Genomic DNA, 16,389 nt, shown 5'->3' with positions numbered 1-16,389 from the left:
CCCGCCGTCAGTTGCCTTCCAGGGCGGAACCGATGCCGCCGACATCGGTGATCTGCCAGTTGTTATTGCTGTCGATCGTCACGCTGTAGGTCGCCGTTGATTGAAGGGGTTCGGGTGACTGGATCGTCTTCGTGTTCACGCTGACGAAACTGTCGACGACGTAGACACCATTGGTGTCTGTGCGGACCTTGGCCACCAGTGGTCGCGCGCTCGAACTCCACTGCAGCGGGGTGAGGACCTGCTCCATCGATGTAGCCGCCTCGGTGAGTTTCTTGTTCAACTCCGGACTGGTGCCCTCGACAAGCTTGACTTTCCACGCCTGTAGGTTCTTGTAGTCCATGGTTGCCGCACTGACGGCATAGTCCAGCGCCATCTTCTCGGCATGGGAGTTGTTGGCCGACTGGGTGGCTTGTGCGTCCAGTTGATGGCGCGCACCGAGGTACAACCATCCCAGCGTCGCGATAGCGCCGATCAGTACCGCCATGACGACGGCAACCATCAGACTGCGCACGCTGAACGACACCGAACGCTGCGGTCGAGGTGCGTTCTTCTCCGCGCCTTCATCGGCCGGCGGGTCGGATTTTTCGGCGCGCACCACATCCTCAGCGGCATCAGACGACGCGCCGTCCTCGGCCGCCACCATTTTCTCGGGGTGTGTGCTGGTCGTCATTGTTTTACCTTTCGTCAAACTGTGATCGCATCCGATCGCCTCGTCATGGAGCTCGACTTCACGGCCGCACCCTCAGCGTGATGGTCCCATCCGGGGGGACCGTTTCGAGGAAGTTGTCCAATAGCTGGCCGGTATCAAAGTTCATCAGCGACGCGGCGATGGCGTTCAGCTTGGGTTGGAACGCCTCACCCAGCACCTTGAGGTCACTGCCGCGGTCGTCGAGCAGCGCCTGTATGCGGGCGACCAGCTTGTTCAAGTTGGTCACGTTACCCGGCTCACCACGATGATTCAGGATCGGCACGTGCTTGTAGAAATCTTGTGAGCCCCTGCCGATCTCACGGATGTGTGGGGTCAGGAACTCAAGGATCGGACTGACCCATTCGGCGTTGGCCAGCAGAGTCTGAAAGTTGCCGAGCAGGAGTTGTCCGCGACCGTTCATCTCGTCGACGGTGTTGTTGAGCATGCGGCTCGCGCGCGACAAACTCGGCAGGGTCGTGGTCGGATCCGGGAGCGCCGTATCTGTTTCGCTGATCACCCGGTTCAGCGCTTCGGGATTCATCTGGCTGAGCACCCGGGTGACACTCGTGGCCAACTCGGAGACCGACGGTGGCTGAACGACCTCACTCGTGGCAATCCGCTGGCCATTCTGCAGCATGGGCCCGCTTTGGCTTCGTGGCATCAGTCCCAGGTAGGACTCCCCGAGCGCGGATAGGTTCTCCAGACGTACTTCGGTGTCGACCGGGATCCGGTACCCCCCTTCGACATAGAAGTCGATCCTCGCTGCGTTCAGGGATGTCGCGACCCCGGTTACCTTGCCGACAGGAGCCCCGCGCAGCAGGACGTTCGATCCCACGACCACCCCGTTGACGTCGGGTACGTCCATGGACAGGTTGGTTCTGTCCTCCGGCGGGGTGACACGCAACCCGAGCATGGCGAGATAGCCGAGGACGAAGACGATGATCACGCCAAATGCGAGGAAGGACGCGACATCACGTGCCCGAAACGCGAACCTCATGGAATCGCCCCCAAGATCCGCAATACGTCCTGCACGTTGCCCGACAACTCTCGACCGTCTGGGCCGACGATCGAGGTGATGTTGATCGCCGGGTACTTGTCTTCCGTGAGAAAGTAGTCGGTGAACAGCTTGCGATACCGCGGGATCTCCTCTTCGGTGGCCACTTTGGACTGCTGCACAGCCTCCATCGCATTCGCTGCGGAGTTGAGGAATGGAACCAGCCAGTAGCCACCGGACGCAATGCTGCCGACGCCGGGAAGGAGAGTGGCGACGGAGTTCGTGAGACGGATGAGACGCTCCAGACCGAGTTGGCCGTACGGCGAAAGGACGTAGTTCAACTCCGGCACGTGGCCGTTGAGAGTCGCCGCCATCCGTGCCGCACCGTCGAGCAGCTTGTCGACCTGGTCGATATTCGTCGACAGCGCAATCAAATTGGTGTCTATCTGAGTCGTCAGCCGTCGGACCTCGTCCGTCGTCGGTACGACGCGGTTGAGCCGGACAATCGTGTTCTGGGCCCGCTGGATCGATCCGCTCGACACAAAGTTCGCGAGGCTCGCGATCGTGTCCTCGAGTTGCGGAGGTGACGTCGTCTGCGAGAGAGGAATGACGGCACCTGGGCGAAGCCCCGGGCCGCTCGGACTGCCGTCCTGCGGTGGCTCGAGAGCGACGTAGATGTCACCGAGGACAGTCGCCTGCTGAAGAACTGCGTGGACGTTCGACGGAATCACGACATCATGACCGACGCGCACTGTGACATCGACGGCGTCAGGAGTCAACTTCACGTCGGACACGACTCCGACGTTCACACCGTCCAGCACCACCTTCGCCCTCGCGGGAAGGTTCAGCACACTCTCGAACCGCATCACGACGTCGTAACCGTCGCGATAGGACGCACCAGGTTGGGGAATCGAGTTGACATTGATCGACGCACAGGAGGACAACGACAGGACGCCACCGACAGCGATCGCGGCCCACCACAGACGCGGCATCATCGGCTCGCCAGCGTGAGGACGTATTGGAGCAGAGCGACGTCCACGGCATAGGGGGTTCCTTGAACGTTCGCGCAACTGCCGGGCACCGATGCATTCATGATGTTGCACTGCGCAACGCCGTCCGGCGTCCGGATCCGGTACAGCGGCGGTCGGTACCTCAATGTTCCGAACTGATGGGTGTTGACGATGTTGGCCAGTCCATTGATCAGGCGCGGAGTGATGTTCAGCAAACTGGCGTAGAACGGAGCGCGCGGCGTCAGCTTCCTGATCGTCACCGCGACCGCATCCAGCAGTTGCTGAATCTGGGGCCCCAGTTCGACCTCGAGATCGGAGGCCAAGGTCAAGATCGGAACAATTCCCTCATAGGCCATCGACGCCGACCAGAGCGTCGTATTGACCTCCGGCGCGACCACGACGGCGTCTTGGAACACCTCTTTGAGGGTCGGTTCGAGATCGACCAGTGTCGACGTCAACGTACCGAGATTGGTCACGATCGACCCCAGATCTCCGATCGCCTGATCGGGCGAATCCAGCGCGGCAGCCGCCGAATTGAGTAGCCTGTTCGCGTTGGGCCCCTGGTCCCGGAGCGCCTCGTCAACCCCCTTGACGACCCCGGCGATGTTGTCCGAGCCCTCCGGACTGATCGAGTTGACGAACGTCGTCGATGCGCCGATGACTTGAGAGAGACTTTTCGGCGTCAACGAGCGGTCCAGCGGAATGCAGGCACCCGCAGCCAACGTGGCACCACCGCTGTAGTTCCCCACCAATTCCAATGCCCGATCGGCGAGGATCGACGTCGACCTGATGACAGCCTTGACGTTGTCCGGCAGGGCTCGCTGCTCGTCCACCACAAACTCGACACGCACAGACTGAGCCGACGGTGTGATGTTCGCGACCCTGCCGATCTGGTAACCCATTTGGGTGACCGGATTGTCCACGTAGAGTCCGATACTATCGGGCATGATCGCGCAGTACCGGGCGCCGTGTTCGCTGACCCGGGGCGCGCACGATCCACACCCCAGCATCACGGAAACAGCGAGTGATACCGACGCCGCGCGGCGCGCGTTATCGATCGCAATACCGGACATCAGCACGCACTCCCCGGGATCGGCATGCAGATGTCGGTGGCCAGCAGGGCCGGACTGGCGTTCTGCGCGTCGAGAATTCGGTCGAACAGATTCTGCACCCGCTTCAGGGCACGAATCGTCAGCCCGTTGCGTTCGACGAACAACTGTCCCTCGTGCAGATAGTTGCGCACCCGCTCGATGAACTCCAAACGGTGGCCTTCATAGAAGTCCCCGACGGTCTTGAGTTGCATCAAGACTGTGCCCAAGCCGGTGATGGTGTTCTCCATGCCACCGTTGTAGAGCGCCAGTGTCTGCGTCAGGATCGAGACCTTCCGCACCAGTTGAGTGAACTTGTCGCGATATTCGGCGAGCGCTCTGATGTACTCGTCCGACATTCCGAGAATCTGTGTGATCTGGCCGCGCTGGCGCTCCACCGTCGACATGATGGCATTGCCCGCATCGACCATGGTCGACACAACCTGGACGTTGGTGCCGGACAGCCCCTGCTGGAGTTGATTCAACGAGTCGTTGAACGGCTGGGTCCGCACCTTCTCGGTGATCTTGGTGGTGTCCGTCAACGTCTGGATCAGACTGTAGGGCATCGTCACTCGAGTGCGCGGAATCACCGTATCCCCCAGCGGGGTATCGCCGACCGACACCACGTTCACGTAGTAACCACCGACAACCGTGAGCATCCGCACGTCCACTTGTGATCGATCGCCGACGAACGCGGTGTTGTCGATTCGGGCAATCACCTTGACCTGATCCGGCTCCAACGACAACTTGTCCACCTTGCCGACCGCTATCCCCGCCATGCGGACCTGGTCTCCCACCCGGATAGACGCTGCGTCGTCGGTGTAGAAGCTGACAAGCTTGTTCTGACCCGGCGGGTGGTGGTAGATGTACGCGAGCACCATGGCGACTATGAGTGCAAAGGCAATCCCGCCCGCCCCCCAAACCGTCGGACTGCCGAGAATTTTCTTCGGATTCAGCGATTGCACAGGACCACCCGCTGACCGTTCAGTAGCACGTCCATCGTCTCTGGGAGTTGGAAGCGGCCACGTGAGCACGGCTGGACCACATCGTCGTTCTCACCGGGCGGCCGAATGTTCTCGTACATCACCGGCACGAGCTTGATCGCGTCGAAGAAATTGTCGAGATTGCTGAAGGCACGATCCAATGCCTCGTCGATATTTATCCCCGGTTTCAGGCCGGCACTGTTGAGCAACCGGATGACCGGGTCGAAGAAGTTCTTTCCGTACAGCAGTGACTTGCGGAACTCGTCGAGGATGGTGAGTGCGGCATCCACCGGCTGATTGAACAGATCGATGAGGTGGATGTACTGCGCCGACTTGCTCTGGATTGCATTGGCCACATTGGTGAGGTTGTTCATCAACACCGACACGACCTGCTGACGATTCGACACGAACTCGGTGAGGTTGCGCAGGCTGGCCAGCACTGGCGCCAGCCCCCCGCCATCACCTGTGAGTAGGGTGGCGGCCTTCGAGCTGAAGTCGTTGATCTCTTCGGGGCTCAGCGTTGCCAGCACCGGTTGCAGCCCGTTGAACAACGCCGTGACGTCGAACGAGGGTCTCGTCATGGTTGTCGGAATGTGAGTGATCAGGTCACCCACCCGATAACTTTCGACAGCATCGTCGATGTCGATGTACCGCACTCCGGTGAGCGCTTGAAACTTGATGGCGAGCCTGGATAGCGACACGATGCCGTACTTCTTGTCGAGAGTGAAGGACACCCTCGCCACGTTCTGGCCGTCCCGGCGCACAAGGTCGACGGCGTCGACCTTGCCCACCCGAACGCCACGAACGCGGACGTCGCCGTGCGGATGCAATCCCGAGGCGTCGGTGAACTCGGCTGTATAGCTGCGTGTATCGACAGCGACGGGGTTGGTCAGCGTGTTCGACAGCAGGATGAACAATACGATGGCAACCGCGATGCTCAGACCGATACGCCACAGATTTGCAAGGGGTTTCACTGAGATCCCTCCATCACGATGCCGATGGGAGCGGCGATCCCGGGCAGGCTGTCCAGCACCACGCGCACCGAGATGGCGCGCTGATCCCCGTTGCCCGCGTACAGGCGCTCGAACCGGGATCGCAGTTCGGCCAGCTTCTGGGCGAGGTCCTGCGGACGCAGCAACGGCGGCGTGACATCGGTTATCGCCTTGATACCGGCGATCAACCCGTAGAGGTCGTCGACGTGGCTTCGTTCGAGCTGTCCCACCGCCGCGAACAGACCGTCGGAAGCGATCTTGGCAAACGCGACAGGTGCGGCCTGGAAATACTCTTCAGACTCGTCGGCAAGGTTCTCCACCTTCGTACATTCGAGGTAGGGATAGGTGATGCGTTGCGAAACCGTCTGCGGCGGTGGGCAGGTCAGCCCGGGATAATAGGAGAAATCGGTGGTCCGCCTGGTGGCCTCGAGCGCGGAATCAGTGAACTCGGGGAATGCACCCACAATGGATGCCGCGTTGGTCAGCAGCTGCTCGGTGGGAACCGTCTGGATGGCCGCGGCGGCCCGGGTCACTTTTGCCGCGGTCTCGAAGAGTGGATTGAGGCCATCGGTGTAACGCGTCACCTTGTCGATCACCTGCACGAGCTGCGGTGTGAGCGAGGCCGCCGAAACATCTCCGAGCCGGGACAGCAGCTCGGAGAGGGTGAAGTTACCCACCGGCACGGAACTGATCACGCTTCCCTCGTGTAGAACCCGTCCGCCGCGATTGGGCCTGAGGTTGACACCTGCGACACCGAAGTAGTTGATCGGCCGGAAATCCAACGTCATAGCATCCGTGAGACCTCGTACCGGCCCCTTTTCGAGTTCCGCCACGAGTCGAACGCCACCACCGGCAACTCCGGCGACATCGACGACGTTGCCGACCTTCACGCCGTGCAACACAACCGCGGTGCCCGCCGCGACTCCCTGACCGATGTAGGGCGTGTTGATGACGATCGAGAAGTGGCTGTCATCGCGCCCGCGGAAGGGATGCGCGACGACCAGGATCACCACGAGCGCGATGACGGCGAGCACGGTCACACCACTCAACGCCAGCACCCGGTCCTGGTGTTTCTGAGAGCCTCTCGATAGCACGTCGGGCTATCCCTTGAACACGAACTCAGGCTTGAGCCCCCACAGGAGCACAGTGGTCGCGAAGTCCAGGATCATGATGGTCACCAAGCTCGCGCGGACCGCTCGACCCGAGGCCTGGCCCACTCCGACCGGACCGCCGGAGGCGAAATACCCGTAGTAGCAGTGAATCAGGGTTGCCGCGACACAGTAGGTCGTCGCCTTGATAAGCGAGTACAACAAGTCGATCGGTGTCAAGAACTGGATGAAGTAATGATCGTAGGTTCCGGCCGGCTCGCCGCTGAACGTCGTGACGACGGTCTCCAAAATGTAAAACGTCGCCACCATCGTGAGGAGGTATCCGGGTACGACGCAAAGCAATCCACCGATCATCCTGGTGCCGACGACGAATGGGATCGGCCGGAGTCCCATCACCTCGACCGCGTCGATCTCGTCGGAGATCCGCATCGCGCCGATCTCGGCCGTCATCCGGGTACCCGCCTGTGCGGTGAAGGCGATACCGGCCACGAGCGGTCCGATGACCCGGACAGCACCCACCCCACCGATCAGTCCCGACAGCGCGCCGAACCCGATGATGTTGAGGGTGGCCAGCGCTTCGATGGCCAGGGAAGCGCCGACCGCCATGCCGAGGATCAGAAGGACACTGATCGTGCCGCCATCGACGATCAGTGAGCCGCGTCCCCACGCGAGGTTGATCGTCGCTGCCAAGGTCTGCCGGGTGTATTTTCGCACCGTCAACGGCAGGTACAAGAAGGTCTGCGCGATGAACAACGCCCATTGGCCGATCGTCCGAAGCGGCGACATCGCCGTCCGTGCCGAGAACACCCGCACGCTCAGAAGTGAAGCAGGGGCTGCCATTACGCGATCGCCATCGGGAAGAACATGGTCTGAATCTGGGTGATCGCCAGGTTGGCGAAGACGATGAGAACCACGTTGATGACCACTGCGGCATTGACCGCATCGGCCACACCCCGTGGACCACCCTTGGCCTCCATACCTCGCAGCGAGGAGACGATCGCCACGATTGCCGCGAAGACCACACTCTTGGCGATCGCGAAGCCGACGTCGACCATGTCGGCGAATGTGCCGAACGAACTCCAGAACGAACCGGGTGCGACCTCGTTGACCGTTACCGAGAGGAGGAAGGCGGCACCGGTGCCCGACGCGATGATGATCATGCAGAGGATGGGAGCGATGAGGATGAGCGCGAGAAAGCGCGGTACGACCAACCTGCGGACCGGGTCGATGCCCAGTACCCGCAAAGCGTCGAGCTCCTCTCGCATCGCTCGCGCCCCGAAGTCGGAGGCAATCGCCGACGCCGCGGCACCTCCCATGAGGAGTCCCGCCGTGATCGGCGCCCCTTGTCGAACGACACCGACGCCGCTGGCCGCGCCGAGCAGAGCTGTCGCACCGACCTCCGATACCAGACCGGACGTCACGACCGTGACCATCGCACCGAACGGAATCGCCATCAGCAAGGCCGGTGTGGCGGTGACTTTGAGCAGCACCCAGGCCTGCCAGAGGAACTCACTGACGGGCATCCGCAGGGTGAGCGTGTCGTACACCGCGTAGCGGAGAACGTCGACGGCGAGCCGGATTCCGCGCCCGGTGGTGCCCGAGGCGCGCACTGGTATGGCCGCAACCTTGGACGCCGACCGGCCCACAGTGGCCGATACCGATGTCAGTCGCCGCGGCGGGGCGGGCTCACCAACCCGGATGGCCACTCAATCTCCTCTCGGACCAGGAATTGCCGTCTGAAGCAGGTCGCTGACAGGCCGCAAGTTATGCAATACACTAACCAGGTTAGTAAATCAGAGTGTGACTGCGACCACAAGCGTGTCTGCGACGTCAGCGCAAACACACCAGCGGAGGCCCAGCGTCGATGAGGAGCGGATCCAGCAAAGCCTCGACGCGAGTGCTGCGCGACGGCGATCGGGCCCGAACGAGAGGAACCGCACGTGAGCGTTCGACGACACCTGGTAGCGAGCACGCTTCTCGCACTCGCCGCGCCGCTGGCCCAGATACCAATCTCGCCGCACGCAACAGCCGACCCCGTGACGCCGTTGTCAGCTGCGGAGGACGAGTACCTCGTCCGGGTCCGCGAGGTCTTCTCGCAATACCGTGATCCGACCGAGTTTCGCAGCGATGGAGAGCTGCTGAGCCTCGGGCGCTTGGTCTGTGATCAGCGCCGGAACGGGCTGGTCGGCTACGAGGCAACGCTGGTCACTCCAGCCGTCGTACAACTGGCTCTGGTTTACCTGTGTCCGAGCTAGTTCATGACCGTGCAGTATCGGTCTCGGCAAGGAGATCGCGCATGCGTACCGCCACCTCGGTTGGAATCGCCCTCACGGCCGCACTCCTGGGCGTGTCTCCACTGGCTCACGCTGACAACGACAGCTTCGTCCGCGACCTGAAGAACCTCGGGTTCGTGCAGTCATCGCCGAACTTGATCAGCACCGCGCGATCAGCCTGCTACTTCCTGGATCGCAACCGCGATCCCGAGCAGATCCGGGATCGTATCTCGCGGTATCTGGCCGTGGACCTCAGCTTGGCGAACACGTTCTTCGCGATGTCCGTCCACGAGTACTGCCCCTGGTATGGGAGCCGGATCGACGGCTAGCTGCATTTAGGCTTGGTTGAGCCACGCAGAGCAGACATGTGGCTGCGGGTAACTACTCGCCCACTCGAGAGGGTGTCGATGACTCAGACCAACGCCAGTCCGGGCCGACCGCGCGACCCCGAACTCGACGAACGTGTGCATGCCGCGGCTGCAAGAGTGTACGGCCAAGTGGGCTGGGCGGGCTTCAACATCGACGCAGTCGCCCGTGAAGCCCGGGTCGGCAAGTCGTCGATCTACCTTCGCTGGTCGGACGCCACGACGCTGCTACTCGACAGCCTCGAGTCGGCAATCGACCTCCCCTACGACACCGACACCGGCAGCGTGCGTGGCGATCTCGTGGTGCTCGCCCGGAGCATCATGCGGTTGCTCACCGGCAAGAACGGCGACGTCGTACTGCGGCTGTCGACCGAGGCCCGGATGGTGCCGGAGTTATCCCCGCGGTGGGAAGTCTTCGTGGCCGCGAACGCCTCGTCAACGCGCCGCATCGTTCGCCGCGGGGTTTCTCGCGGGGAGTTGCCTGCCGGCACTCGCGTCCCACTGCTCCTCGACGCGTTGTTCGGTGCGCTGCTCATGCGGTGCCTGACCACACCCCCTTCGCGTCGTGCTCGCCTGTCGCGCGAAGCGAACCAGTACACCGAAGACGTCGTGGATCTGGTGTTGACCTCAGCAATCGTGGGCACCAGGTCACACTGATGCCGGCGGGTCAACGCAGCTGCGCTGCGAGTTCGCGCAGCCGCTCGTCGCAGTCACTGACCATCGATTCGACGATCTCTTTGGTTGGCCGTAGACGGGCGAACGCACCTACCACCTGACCGATGAAGAAGGTCTCCAACGCCAGCGCGCCGGCATGTCCCTCGGCTGCCGCCGCATCGATTCGGCCAAACGCCTCGTTGACGAGCATCGGCTGTAGCGGCATCGGCAACGCCGGCAGGCCGTCGGCCTCCCATTCGTCGTGATATGCGCTGCGGAGCTGCCGGGCCGGCTTTCCGGTGCGAAGCGGTGATCGCAGAGTGTCGGAACTTCTGGCTGAGAGGAATTTCCGTTTGATCGCATCAGGTGTGATGTCCTCGATGCTGTTGAGCCACACCGATCCACACCAGACTCCGGCAGCTCCGAGAGCCAGGCCGGCCGCCATCTGCTGTCCAGATGCGACGCCTCCTGCCGTGAGTACCGGCCGCCCCTGCGCCACGGATATCACCTCTGGAGTGAGCACGGTCGTCGCGATGGTCCCGGTATGGCCACCGGCCTCGGTACCCTGCGCGATCAGGACGTCCACTCCGGCCTCGACCTGACGGCGGGCATGCTTGGCACGGCCCACCAGCGCCGCGACGATCACTCCCCGCTCGTGTGCGTTGTCCACCAGCGAGGCCGGTGGCGTCCCCAGCGCGTTGGCGATCAACGCGATCGGATGCCCGAGGGCGACATCGATAAGTGCCTGTGCACCTTCGGGATTGAGGGCAGCGGCAATCTCGTCGTTGACAAGCGGCGTGGCCTCCGCGGGTATCGCCGGGATCTCGTACTTGGCCATGAGACGCTCGACGAACTCGAGGTGAACGTCGGGAATCTGCGCACGCAGGCTGGCGACGAGATCGCCGGCATCGCCGATCGCAACCTTTTCGGGCACCAGGAGGTCGACACCATGGGGCCGGCCATCCGTCTGTTCCTCGATCCACGTCAGCTGTGCGTCGAGCTGTTCGGGAGTGTAGGCGGTTGCCGCAAGCACTCCCAAGCCACCCGCGTTGGTCACTTCTGCCACGACCGCCGGCGAGCGGTTGAAACCGACGAGAGGGTGTTCGATTCCCATGAGATCGGTGAATGCCGTGCGAATGCTCATGCACTGATCAAATCACAATTCGGACGATTACTGTCCGGTATACGCGGTGGAACGGAATCGCCGCACCCCCCGCGGGAAGAGGTCAGCGGGCCGGAACGACGAATCCCCACGGCAGTTCGAGCCGATGGGCGGCAAGCAATTCCGCGTCGGCGAGCACCGTGGTGATCGTGTCGTCGGCGACCACCGCGCCACCGTCGAGGACGATCGCCCGGTCGCACAACTGCGCGGCGTATGGCAGATCATGGGTGACCACTAGCATCGTGGCGGACAAGGTCGCCAGCGTCTCGGCCAGTTCGCGGCGCGCCACCGGATCCAGATTCGCCGACGGTTCGTCGAGCACCAGGATCTCCGGTTCGCAGGCCAGCACCGTGGCCAGCGCCGCGCGCCGACGCTGACCCCCGGACAGGTGCGCGGGGCTGCGGTCGGCCTGCTCGGTCATCGACACCACGTCCAGCGCGCTCGCCACCCTCGCAGCGAGTTCGTCGCCGGTCACACCGAAGTTGGCCGGCCCGAATGCGACATCCTGGGCGACGGTCGGCATGAACAGCTGGTCGTCGGGGTCCTGGAACACCAGCCCGACGCGGCGCCGGATATCACGGAGAGTCTTGCGGTTCAACGGGATTCCGCTGATCTCGACAGAACCCGAGGTGGCGGTGAGCACCCCGTTGAGGTGCAGCATGAGGGTGGTCTTGCCCGCTCCGTTGGGCCCGAGGATGGCCACCCGTTCGCCGGGGTCGATGCTCAGGTCGACACCGCCGAGGGCGGCGTGTCCGTCGGGGTAGCGGTAGCGCAGGCTCTCGACGCGGATCGCCGGCGCGCTCACCGCAGCACCCATGCCGAGGCCGCCACCGCGGCCGCCGCGACCGCCGGAGTCAGTGCATACGCCCACTGCGCCCCGGATGCTCGTGGCCCGGCGCCGACGATCGCGAGCTCGGGAACCTTGCCGTCGAACCCGCGCGATGTCATCGCCACGTACACTCGTTCGCCACGCTCGTAGGACCGAAGAAACAGTGCACCAACGCCTTTGGCGATCGCTCCGGCCTGGTGGATGGCCCGCGGGGAGTCTCCGCGGGAGATCCGCGCCATCCGCATGCGTCCCACCTCGGCCGACAGCAGGTCGACGTAGCGGATCATCAACACCAGCATCGAGGTCACCAGACCCGGTACGCCGAGCCGGCTCAGCGCCAGCGGCAGTTCCCGCGCCGACGTGGTGGCCGCGACGGTCAGCGAGGCTGCCACGCCCAGGGTTCCCTTGACGACGATCCCCCAGGCGGCCCACAAACCGGTCACCGACAGCGCCATGCCCGCCACCTCGACCCGGGCACCCCCCTCGGCGAAGGGCAGCAGCACCGCGAGCACGACGAAGGGCGCCTCGATGAGCATCCGCGGCAGGATCCACCGCAACGGGATACCCGCCACCCGCCATACCACCAGCACGATCGCCGCGTAAACCGCGAACGGCCAGATCATTTCGCGAGGCGTGGCGACCACCGCGAGGACGAACAGCACCAGGCCGGCGATCTTGACCTCTGCCGGGGCGCGATGCACCCGCGATTCACCGTCGCGATACAACGGATGCGAGTGTCCGGCACCCACCTCATCAGCCCTTCGCGCGGCGGGTGCGCGAGATCAGCCAGAACGCACCGCCGGCGATGGCCAGCACGATAGCGGCTCCGATGATCCCGGCCAGCCCACCGCTGGCGGGATGACCCAGCACCGTGTAGTCGGCCAGCGGCGACGCCGACATGGCGTGCTGAGTCGCATGCTGGGCGATGCAATTACCGGACAGTTGTTCACCATTGGCGGTGTCGATGACGTGGCAACCCTGCCGGGTGGCCGAGTCCAGCCCGTCCGGGTTCGAGCTGGCGAAGTAGGACACCACCCCGGCGATCAACAGGATCGAGACCCCGAAGCCGACCCAGAACTGCCAGCGCCGGGGACTCATGCGGTTCCCTCGCAGGCTCGGGTCCCGCATGCCGGCTGTTGATTCGCTCCGCAAGCGTCGCTCATGCCGGCACCGCCTCACGGTCGCCGCGCAGCAGATAGACGAGGTCAGGACGAGACCGGGCGACGGCCATCACCGTCACCGCGGTGATCAGCCCCTCCCCGATGCCGATCAACACATGGGTGCCGAGCATGTAGGCGGCAACCGTGCCCAGCGACGTCGGGGTCGCGCCACCGAGCGCGTACTCGACGACGAAACCCATCGACGCACAGACGGTTCCGATGACCGCCGAGATGAATCCCACGACGCCGAGCGCGGGTACCGAACCCGGGCGCCGCCGTCGTACCAAGGCGTAGAGAACGCGGGCGGCGGTGTATCCGGCGGCCACACCGATCAGCGCCATGTTGGTGATGTTCATCCCAAGTGCGGTCACCCCGCCGTCGGCGAACAGCAGCGACTGCACGACGAGCACGATGGTGATGCACAGCACGCCGGTATACGGACCGACCAGGATGGCTGCCAGCGCGCCACCGAGGAGGTGACCGCTGACCCCCGGCAGGATCGGGAAGTTGATCATCTGGACCGCGAAGATGAACGCGGCGACCAGACCGGCGAGCGGGACCGTACGCTCGTCGAGCTCGGTTCGCGCCCGCCATCCGCAGAAGGCCACCACCGCGATCGCCAGCACCCCGAATACCACCGATGTCGGCGCGTTGACCAGGCCGTCGCTCATGTGCATGGCCGTGATCTGGACGCTCAAGCCTGCCTCCTCGCCGGTGGGGTCGGGTCCCCCGGCCCACTTGCCGAGCCTAGTGCGCGAGCTCGATATCTGTCTACCTGTACAGATATTCGAGTGGACCGATCGACTCACTCGGTGTGTGCGGCGCCGATCCAGTGCAACAGGTCGTGCACGGTGTGGTCCTCGAGGCGGTAGGTGACCTGGCGCCCCACCCGGGTCGAGGTGACCCAACCCTGCTGGCGAAGAACCCGAAGGGCTTGCGAAACAGCGTTTTCCGATCGGCCTACCGCCGCGGCGAGGTCACCGACACAGATGCCGGGCGCTCGGTGCAGGCCGAGAAGGATCTCCAGCCGGTGCGGATCGGAGAGCAGATCGAACCGCAATGTCCAGCCGCCGATGTCGACATCGGCCAGTGCGGACGAGGCACGCTGGACCTTGCCCTCATCCCCTGGCCCGTCCATGGTCTAGGAATCTAGTCCACCGCAGCGCCCGAGCCGGGGACGCTGGAACAATCCCGGCCGGATACGCGACTATTGGAGTGTGGACTGCGATGTCGCCCGGGAGGCGTTGTCGGCCCGGCTCGACGGCGAACGTGAACCCGTTCCCGCCGCCCGCGTCGACGAACATCTCACCACCTGTGACCACTGCCGCGCGTGGTACGGCCAGGCTGTCGAGCAAACCCAGCAGCTTCGGCGGCTGGCCGGCCGGTCCCAGGTGGCGGCCGTCGGCGCGCCCACGACACGACAGGCACCCTCGCGGGCGCGTCGGTGGCTTCCCGCCGTCGGCTGGCCACGCTGGACGCTCGCGATCATCGGGGCGGCCCAGCTCCTCGTCGCACTCGCCCAGGCCGTGGGTGCCGACGTCGGCACGGCGGCGGCCGGCCACCACGCGATGATGGGCGGGCACCTGCTCAACGAGTCGACAGCATGGTCGGCGGCGCTGGGTGCGGTCATGATCCTCGCGGCGGCGCGGCCGGGCGCGGCCGCCGGCCTGGCCGGGGTGCTCTCGGTGTTCACGGTGCTGCTCACCGGATACGTCATCCACGACGCCCTGTCGGGTGCGGTGAGCCCGGGCCGGATCCTGTCCCATGTGCCCGTGCTGGCGGGAACGGTTCTGGCGCTGCTGGTCTGGCGCGACACCCGGGTATCCGGGCCCGAACCCCGATCAGCCGCCGCACCGGGCACCGAGGACCTCGTCCTGCCCGACAACGCCGCCCGTGGCCGTCGCCGCGGGCACCTCTACCCCACGGACGGGTCGGCGGCCTGACCCCGCGAAGTCGCGGAACTTTCCGCGAGTTCCCACGACCAATCGTCTGTGCATTTCCTGAACGTCCGCTGTGACGACCACGGTCGCCGCCAGCGTTCGGATCCGCACACGCGATTGAACTAGAAACCCAAGCCGATCAGCACCGCGGGCCAGTACTGGACCCTCGATTACTACAGACCGTAGTAGAACGGCTTGTCAGCACAGGGAGAGGCAATGACGCACAGACGATCACATGCGCTACCACGACTCATCGGCGCATTCTTGGCCGCCGGCGCGCTCACCATGAGTGTCGCCGCACCGGGAATCGCCGCCGCACATCCCGGCCACGACCACGGCGGCTCGGACTCCGGCAGCAACAGCGGCTCGAGCAGCGGAAGCGCAAAAGCCGGCGGCGCCAAGTCCGGCGGCGGAGCCGGGGCGGGCCGCAGTTCGGCAGGTAGCGCCGGCAGCGGCTCGAAGATCACGTGCACCGACAACAGCCGGCGCCCCGCCACCGCGGCGTGCGACGGCCAGAACCGCTGAACCCACAGAGAAAGGCACTGACCAGATGAAGACGCAATTCGGCACGACCTATCAGCGCATCCTCACCGGTACGGCGATGAGCGGCGCCGCCCTCGCCGTCGTCCTCACGGCCGCAAGCCCCGCGGCGGGGACCGCGCAGGCCCACGGCTACAGCACACCATCGGGTGATGCCGTCGGCCGGCCCGGCTTCGGCAGCGAGGACACCCCGGGCAATCCGGCGCCCGGTGTGCGCGCCATTCAGGCGCTGGGCGATCGAGTTTTCAACCAGAACACCGCCCTCAACAAGGCACTTGACGACTCCCCCCTCGGCGTCAACTACCACAACGCTTTTGGCACGCCCGACTACGACCACCCCACCCACGGCTCCAACGGCACGGTGACCGGACTGCTCAACGGCGGATTGATCAAGACCACCTACGACGGCATGCAGGCCAAGGGCGTGGCATTGCCGGACGAGGCCGACCTGTCCGCGACGGTGATCCGCCAGCTGAGCGGTCACCACGTCCCCGCCAGTGACCACAGCAGCGCGTCGGCGACCGCGCTGCGGTCGTGTGTCGCGATGACGGCGAAGACGGCGTTGCGGGCGCAGGGTTCCTGCTAGCGCAATACGGGCGGCG

General features: G+C 64.4%; 21 protein-coding genes. 6 read left to right on the top strand and 15 right to left on the bottom strand.

The features are described from left to right. Positions 1 to 7: 7 nt before the first annotated feature. The 9 genes from ORI27_RS09885 to ORI27_RS09845 form a co-directional block, all read right to left on the bottom strand. Positions 8 to 670 (bottom strand): hypothetical protein, encoded by a 663-nt coding sequence (locus ORI27_RS09885; protein ID WP_265996574.1) that lies wholly within the window; start codon positions 668 to 670, stop codon positions 8 to 10. Positions 671 to 728: 58 nt separating this feature from the next. Then, positions 729 to 1,685: an MlaD family protein gene (locus ORI27_RS09880; protein ID WP_265996573.1), complete on the bottom strand. Its 957-nt coding sequence runs from the start codon at positions 1,683 to 1,685 to the stop codon at positions 729 to 731. After that, positions 1,682 to 2,674 (bottom strand): MlaD family protein, encoded by a 993-nt coding sequence (locus ORI27_RS09875; RefSeq protein ID WP_265996651.1) that lies wholly within the window; start codon positions 2,672 to 2,674, stop codon positions 1,682 to 1,684. The genes ORI27_RS09880 and ORI27_RS09875 overlap by 4 nt, the downstream gene beginning before the upstream one ends. Next, the gene (locus tag ORI27_RS09870; protein WP_265996650.1) at positions 2,674 to 3,702 is read right to left on the bottom strand and encodes an MlaD family protein; all 1,029 of its coding nucleotides are present in this window, start codon (positions 3,700 to 3,702) and stop codon (positions 2,674 to 2,676) included. The genes ORI27_RS09875 and ORI27_RS09870 overlap by 1 nt, the downstream gene beginning before the upstream one ends. Before the next feature lie 62 nt (positions 3,703 to 3,764). Further along, positions 3,765 to 4,745, bottom strand: a complete 981-nt coding sequence (locus ORI27_RS09865; RefSeq protein WP_265996572.1) for an MlaD family protein — start codon at positions 4,743 to 4,745, stop codon at positions 3,765 to 3,767. Further along, positions 4,733 to 5,737: an MlaD family protein gene (locus tag ORI27_RS09860; protein WP_265996571.1), complete on the bottom strand. Its 1,005-nt coding sequence runs from the start codon at positions 5,735 to 5,737 to the stop codon at positions 4,733 to 4,735. The genes ORI27_RS09865 and ORI27_RS09860 overlap by 13 nt, the downstream gene beginning before the upstream one ends. After that, a complete protein-coding gene (locus ORI27_RS09855; RefSeq protein WP_265996570.1) occupies positions 5,734 to 6,849 on the bottom strand; it encodes an MlaD family protein in 1,116 nt (371 codons plus the stop codon). The genes ORI27_RS09860 and ORI27_RS09855 overlap by 4 nt, the downstream gene beginning before the upstream one ends. A gap of 6 nt (positions 6,850 to 6,855) precedes the next feature. Continuing rightward, a complete protein-coding gene (locus ORI27_RS09850; RefSeq protein WP_265996648.1) occupies positions 6,856 to 7,650 on the bottom strand; it encodes an ABC transporter permease in 795 nt (264 codons plus the stop codon). A 53-nt stretch (positions 7,651 to 7,703) separates the two neighbouring features. Continuing rightward, positions 7,704 to 8,570, bottom strand: coding sequence for an ABC transporter permease (locus ORI27_RS09845; RefSeq protein ID WP_407666263.1), 867 nt, complete (start codon positions 8,568 to 8,570; stop codon positions 7,704 to 7,706). Positions 8,571 to 8,804: 234 nt separating this feature from the next. On the opposite strand from ORI27_RS09845, the gene ORI27_RS09840 reads away from it, so the two are divergent. The 3 genes from ORI27_RS09840 to ORI27_RS09830 all read left to right on the top strand — a co-directional run bounded on the left by ORI27_RS09840 (position 8,805) and on the right by ORI27_RS09830 (position 10,159). Further along, positions 8,805 to 9,119 (top strand): hypothetical protein, encoded by a 315-nt coding sequence (locus tag ORI27_RS09840; RefSeq protein WP_265996569.1) that lies wholly within the window; start codon positions 8,805 to 8,807, stop codon positions 9,117 to 9,119. A 41-nt stretch (positions 9,120 to 9,160) separates the two neighbouring features. Continuing rightward, complete coding sequence (locus tag ORI27_RS09835; protein ID WP_265996568.1) at positions 9,161 to 9,466, top strand: DUF732 domain-containing protein; 306 nt, start codon at positions 9,161 to 9,163, stop codon at positions 9,464 to 9,466. 78 nt (positions 9,467 to 9,544) lie between these two features. Then, entirely contained in the window at positions 9,545 to 10,159 is a 615-nt protein-coding gene (locus ORI27_RS09830; RefSeq protein ID WP_265996567.1) for a TetR/AcrR family transcriptional regulator, read from the top strand. A 10-nt stretch (positions 10,160 to 10,169) separates the two neighbouring features. On the opposite strand, the gene ORI27_RS09825 is transcribed toward ORI27_RS09830, so the two are convergent. The 6 genes from ORI27_RS09825 to ORI27_RS09800 form a co-directional block, all read right to left on the bottom strand. Further along, entirely contained in the window at positions 10,170 to 11,294 is a 1,125-nt protein-coding gene (locus ORI27_RS09825) for a nitronate monooxygenase (protein ID WP_265996646.1), read from the bottom strand. Between the two features lie 88 nt (positions 11,295 to 11,382). Next, a complete protein-coding gene (locus tag ORI27_RS09820) occupies positions 11,383 to 12,135 on the bottom strand; it encodes an energy-coupling factor ABC transporter ATP-binding protein (RefSeq protein WP_407666262.1) in 753 nt (250 codons plus the stop codon). Next, positions 12,120 to 12,896, bottom strand: a complete 777-nt coding sequence (cbiQ, locus tag ORI27_RS09815) for a cobalt ECF transporter T component CbiQ (protein ID WP_265996565.1) — start codon at positions 12,894 to 12,896, stop codon at positions 12,120 to 12,122. Before cbiQ ends, ORI27_RS09820 begins: the two co-directional genes overlap by 16 nt. Positions 12,897 to 12,900: 4 nt before the next feature. Then, positions 12,901 to 13,245 (bottom strand): PDGLE domain-containing protein, encoded by a 345-nt coding sequence (locus ORI27_RS09810; RefSeq protein WP_265996564.1) that lies wholly within the window; start codon positions 13,243 to 13,245, stop codon positions 12,901 to 12,903. 61 nt (positions 13,246 to 13,306) lie between these two features. Continuing rightward, positions 13,307 to 14,005 carry an energy-coupling factor ABC transporter permease gene (locus tag ORI27_RS09805; RefSeq protein ID WP_265996563.1) on the bottom strand — a complete coding sequence of 233 codons (699 nt, stop codon included), beginning with the start codon at positions 14,003 to 14,005 and terminating at the stop codon, positions 13,307 to 13,309. 107 nt (positions 14,006 to 14,112) lie between these two features. Next, positions 14,113 to 14,445, bottom strand: a complete 333-nt coding sequence (locus tag ORI27_RS09800) for an ArsR/SmtB family transcription factor (protein ID WP_265996562.1) — start codon at positions 14,443 to 14,445, stop codon at positions 14,113 to 14,115. A gap of 79 nt (positions 14,446 to 14,524) precedes the next feature. Here ORI27_RS09800 and ORI27_RS09795 point away from each other — a divergent pair, with 79 nt between their 5' ends. From ORI27_RS09795 to ORI27_RS09785, 3 genes are all read left to right on the top strand, one after another. Further along, the gene (locus tag ORI27_RS09795) at positions 14,525 to 15,250 is read left to right on the top strand and encodes a zf-HC2 domain-containing protein (RefSeq protein ID WP_265996561.1); all 726 of its coding nucleotides are present in this window, start codon (positions 14,525 to 14,527) and stop codon (positions 15,248 to 15,250) included. A gap of 213 nt (positions 15,251 to 15,463) precedes the next feature. Beyond that, positions 15,464 to 15,772 carry a hypothetical protein gene (locus tag ORI27_RS09790; RefSeq protein WP_265996560.1) on the top strand — a complete coding sequence of 103 codons (309 nt, stop codon included), beginning with the start codon at positions 15,464 to 15,466 and terminating at the stop codon, positions 15,770 to 15,772. A gap of 25 nt (positions 15,773 to 15,797) precedes the next feature. Beyond that, entirely contained in the window at positions 15,798 to 16,373 is a 576-nt protein-coding gene (locus ORI27_RS09785) for a hypothetical protein (RefSeq protein WP_265996559.1), read from the top strand. The last annotated feature ends 16 nt before the right edge of the window (positions 16,374 to 16,389 follow it).

This window comes from Mycobacterium pinniadriaticum, from assembly GCF_026242045.1.
Lineage (GTDB): Bacteria > Actinomycetota > Actinomycetes > Mycobacteriales > Mycobacteriaceae > Mycobacterium > Mycobacterium pinniadriaticum.
Note: the sequence above shows the minus strand (reverse complement) of the source record. Positions and strands in the feature narration are given on the sequence as shown.

Bases quoted from the DNA above. Each gene is read 5' to 3' on its own strand.
- ORI27_RS09820 (WP_407666262.1), bottom strand. From the start codon at position 12,135: ATGGGTGCTGCGGTGAGCGCGCCGGCGATCCGCGTCGAGAGCCTGCGC.
- ORI27_RS09885 (WP_265996574.1), bottom strand. From the start codon at position 670: ATGACGACCAGCACACACCCCGAGAAAATGGTGGCGGCCGAGGACGGC.
- ORI27_RS09810 (WP_265996564.1), bottom strand. From the start codon at position 13,245: ATGAGTCCCCGGCGCTGGCAGTTCTGGGTCGGCTTCGGGGTCTCGATC.
- ORI27_RS09850 (WP_265996648.1), bottom strand. From the start codon at position 7,650: ATGTCGCCGCTTCGGACGATCGGCCAATGGGCGTTGTTCATCGCGCAG.
- ORI27_RS09800 (WP_265996562.1), bottom strand. From the start codon at position 14,445: ATGGACGGGCCAGGGGATGAGGGCAAGGTCCAGCGTGCCTCGTCCGCA.
- ORI27_RS09785 (WP_265996559.1), top strand. From the start codon at position 15,798: ATGAAGACGCAATTCGGCACGACCTATCAGCGCATCCTCACCGGTACG.
- ORI27_RS09790 (WP_265996560.1), top strand. From the start codon at position 15,464: ATGACGCACAGACGATCACATGCGCTACCACGACTCATCGGCGCATTC.
- ORI27_RS09870 (WP_265996650.1), bottom strand. From the start codon at position 3,702: ATGCTGGGGTGTGGATCGTGCGCGCCCCGGGTCAGCGAACACGGCGCC.
- ORI27_RS09835 (WP_265996568.1), top strand. From the start codon at position 9,161: ATGCGTACCGCCACCTCGGTTGGAATCGCCCTCACGGCCGCACTCCTG.
- ORI27_RS09880 (WP_265996573.1), bottom strand. From the start codon at position 1,685: ATGAGGTTCGCGTTTCGGGCACGTGATGTCGCGTCCTTCCTCGCATTT.
- ORI27_RS09830 (WP_265996567.1), top strand. From the start codon at position 9,545: ATGACTCAGACCAACGCCAGTCCGGGCCGACCGCGCGACCCCGAACTC.
- ORI27_RS09875 (WP_265996651.1), bottom strand. From the start codon at position 2,674: ATGCCGCGTCTGTGGTGGGCCGCGATCGCTGTCGGTGGCGTCCTGTCG.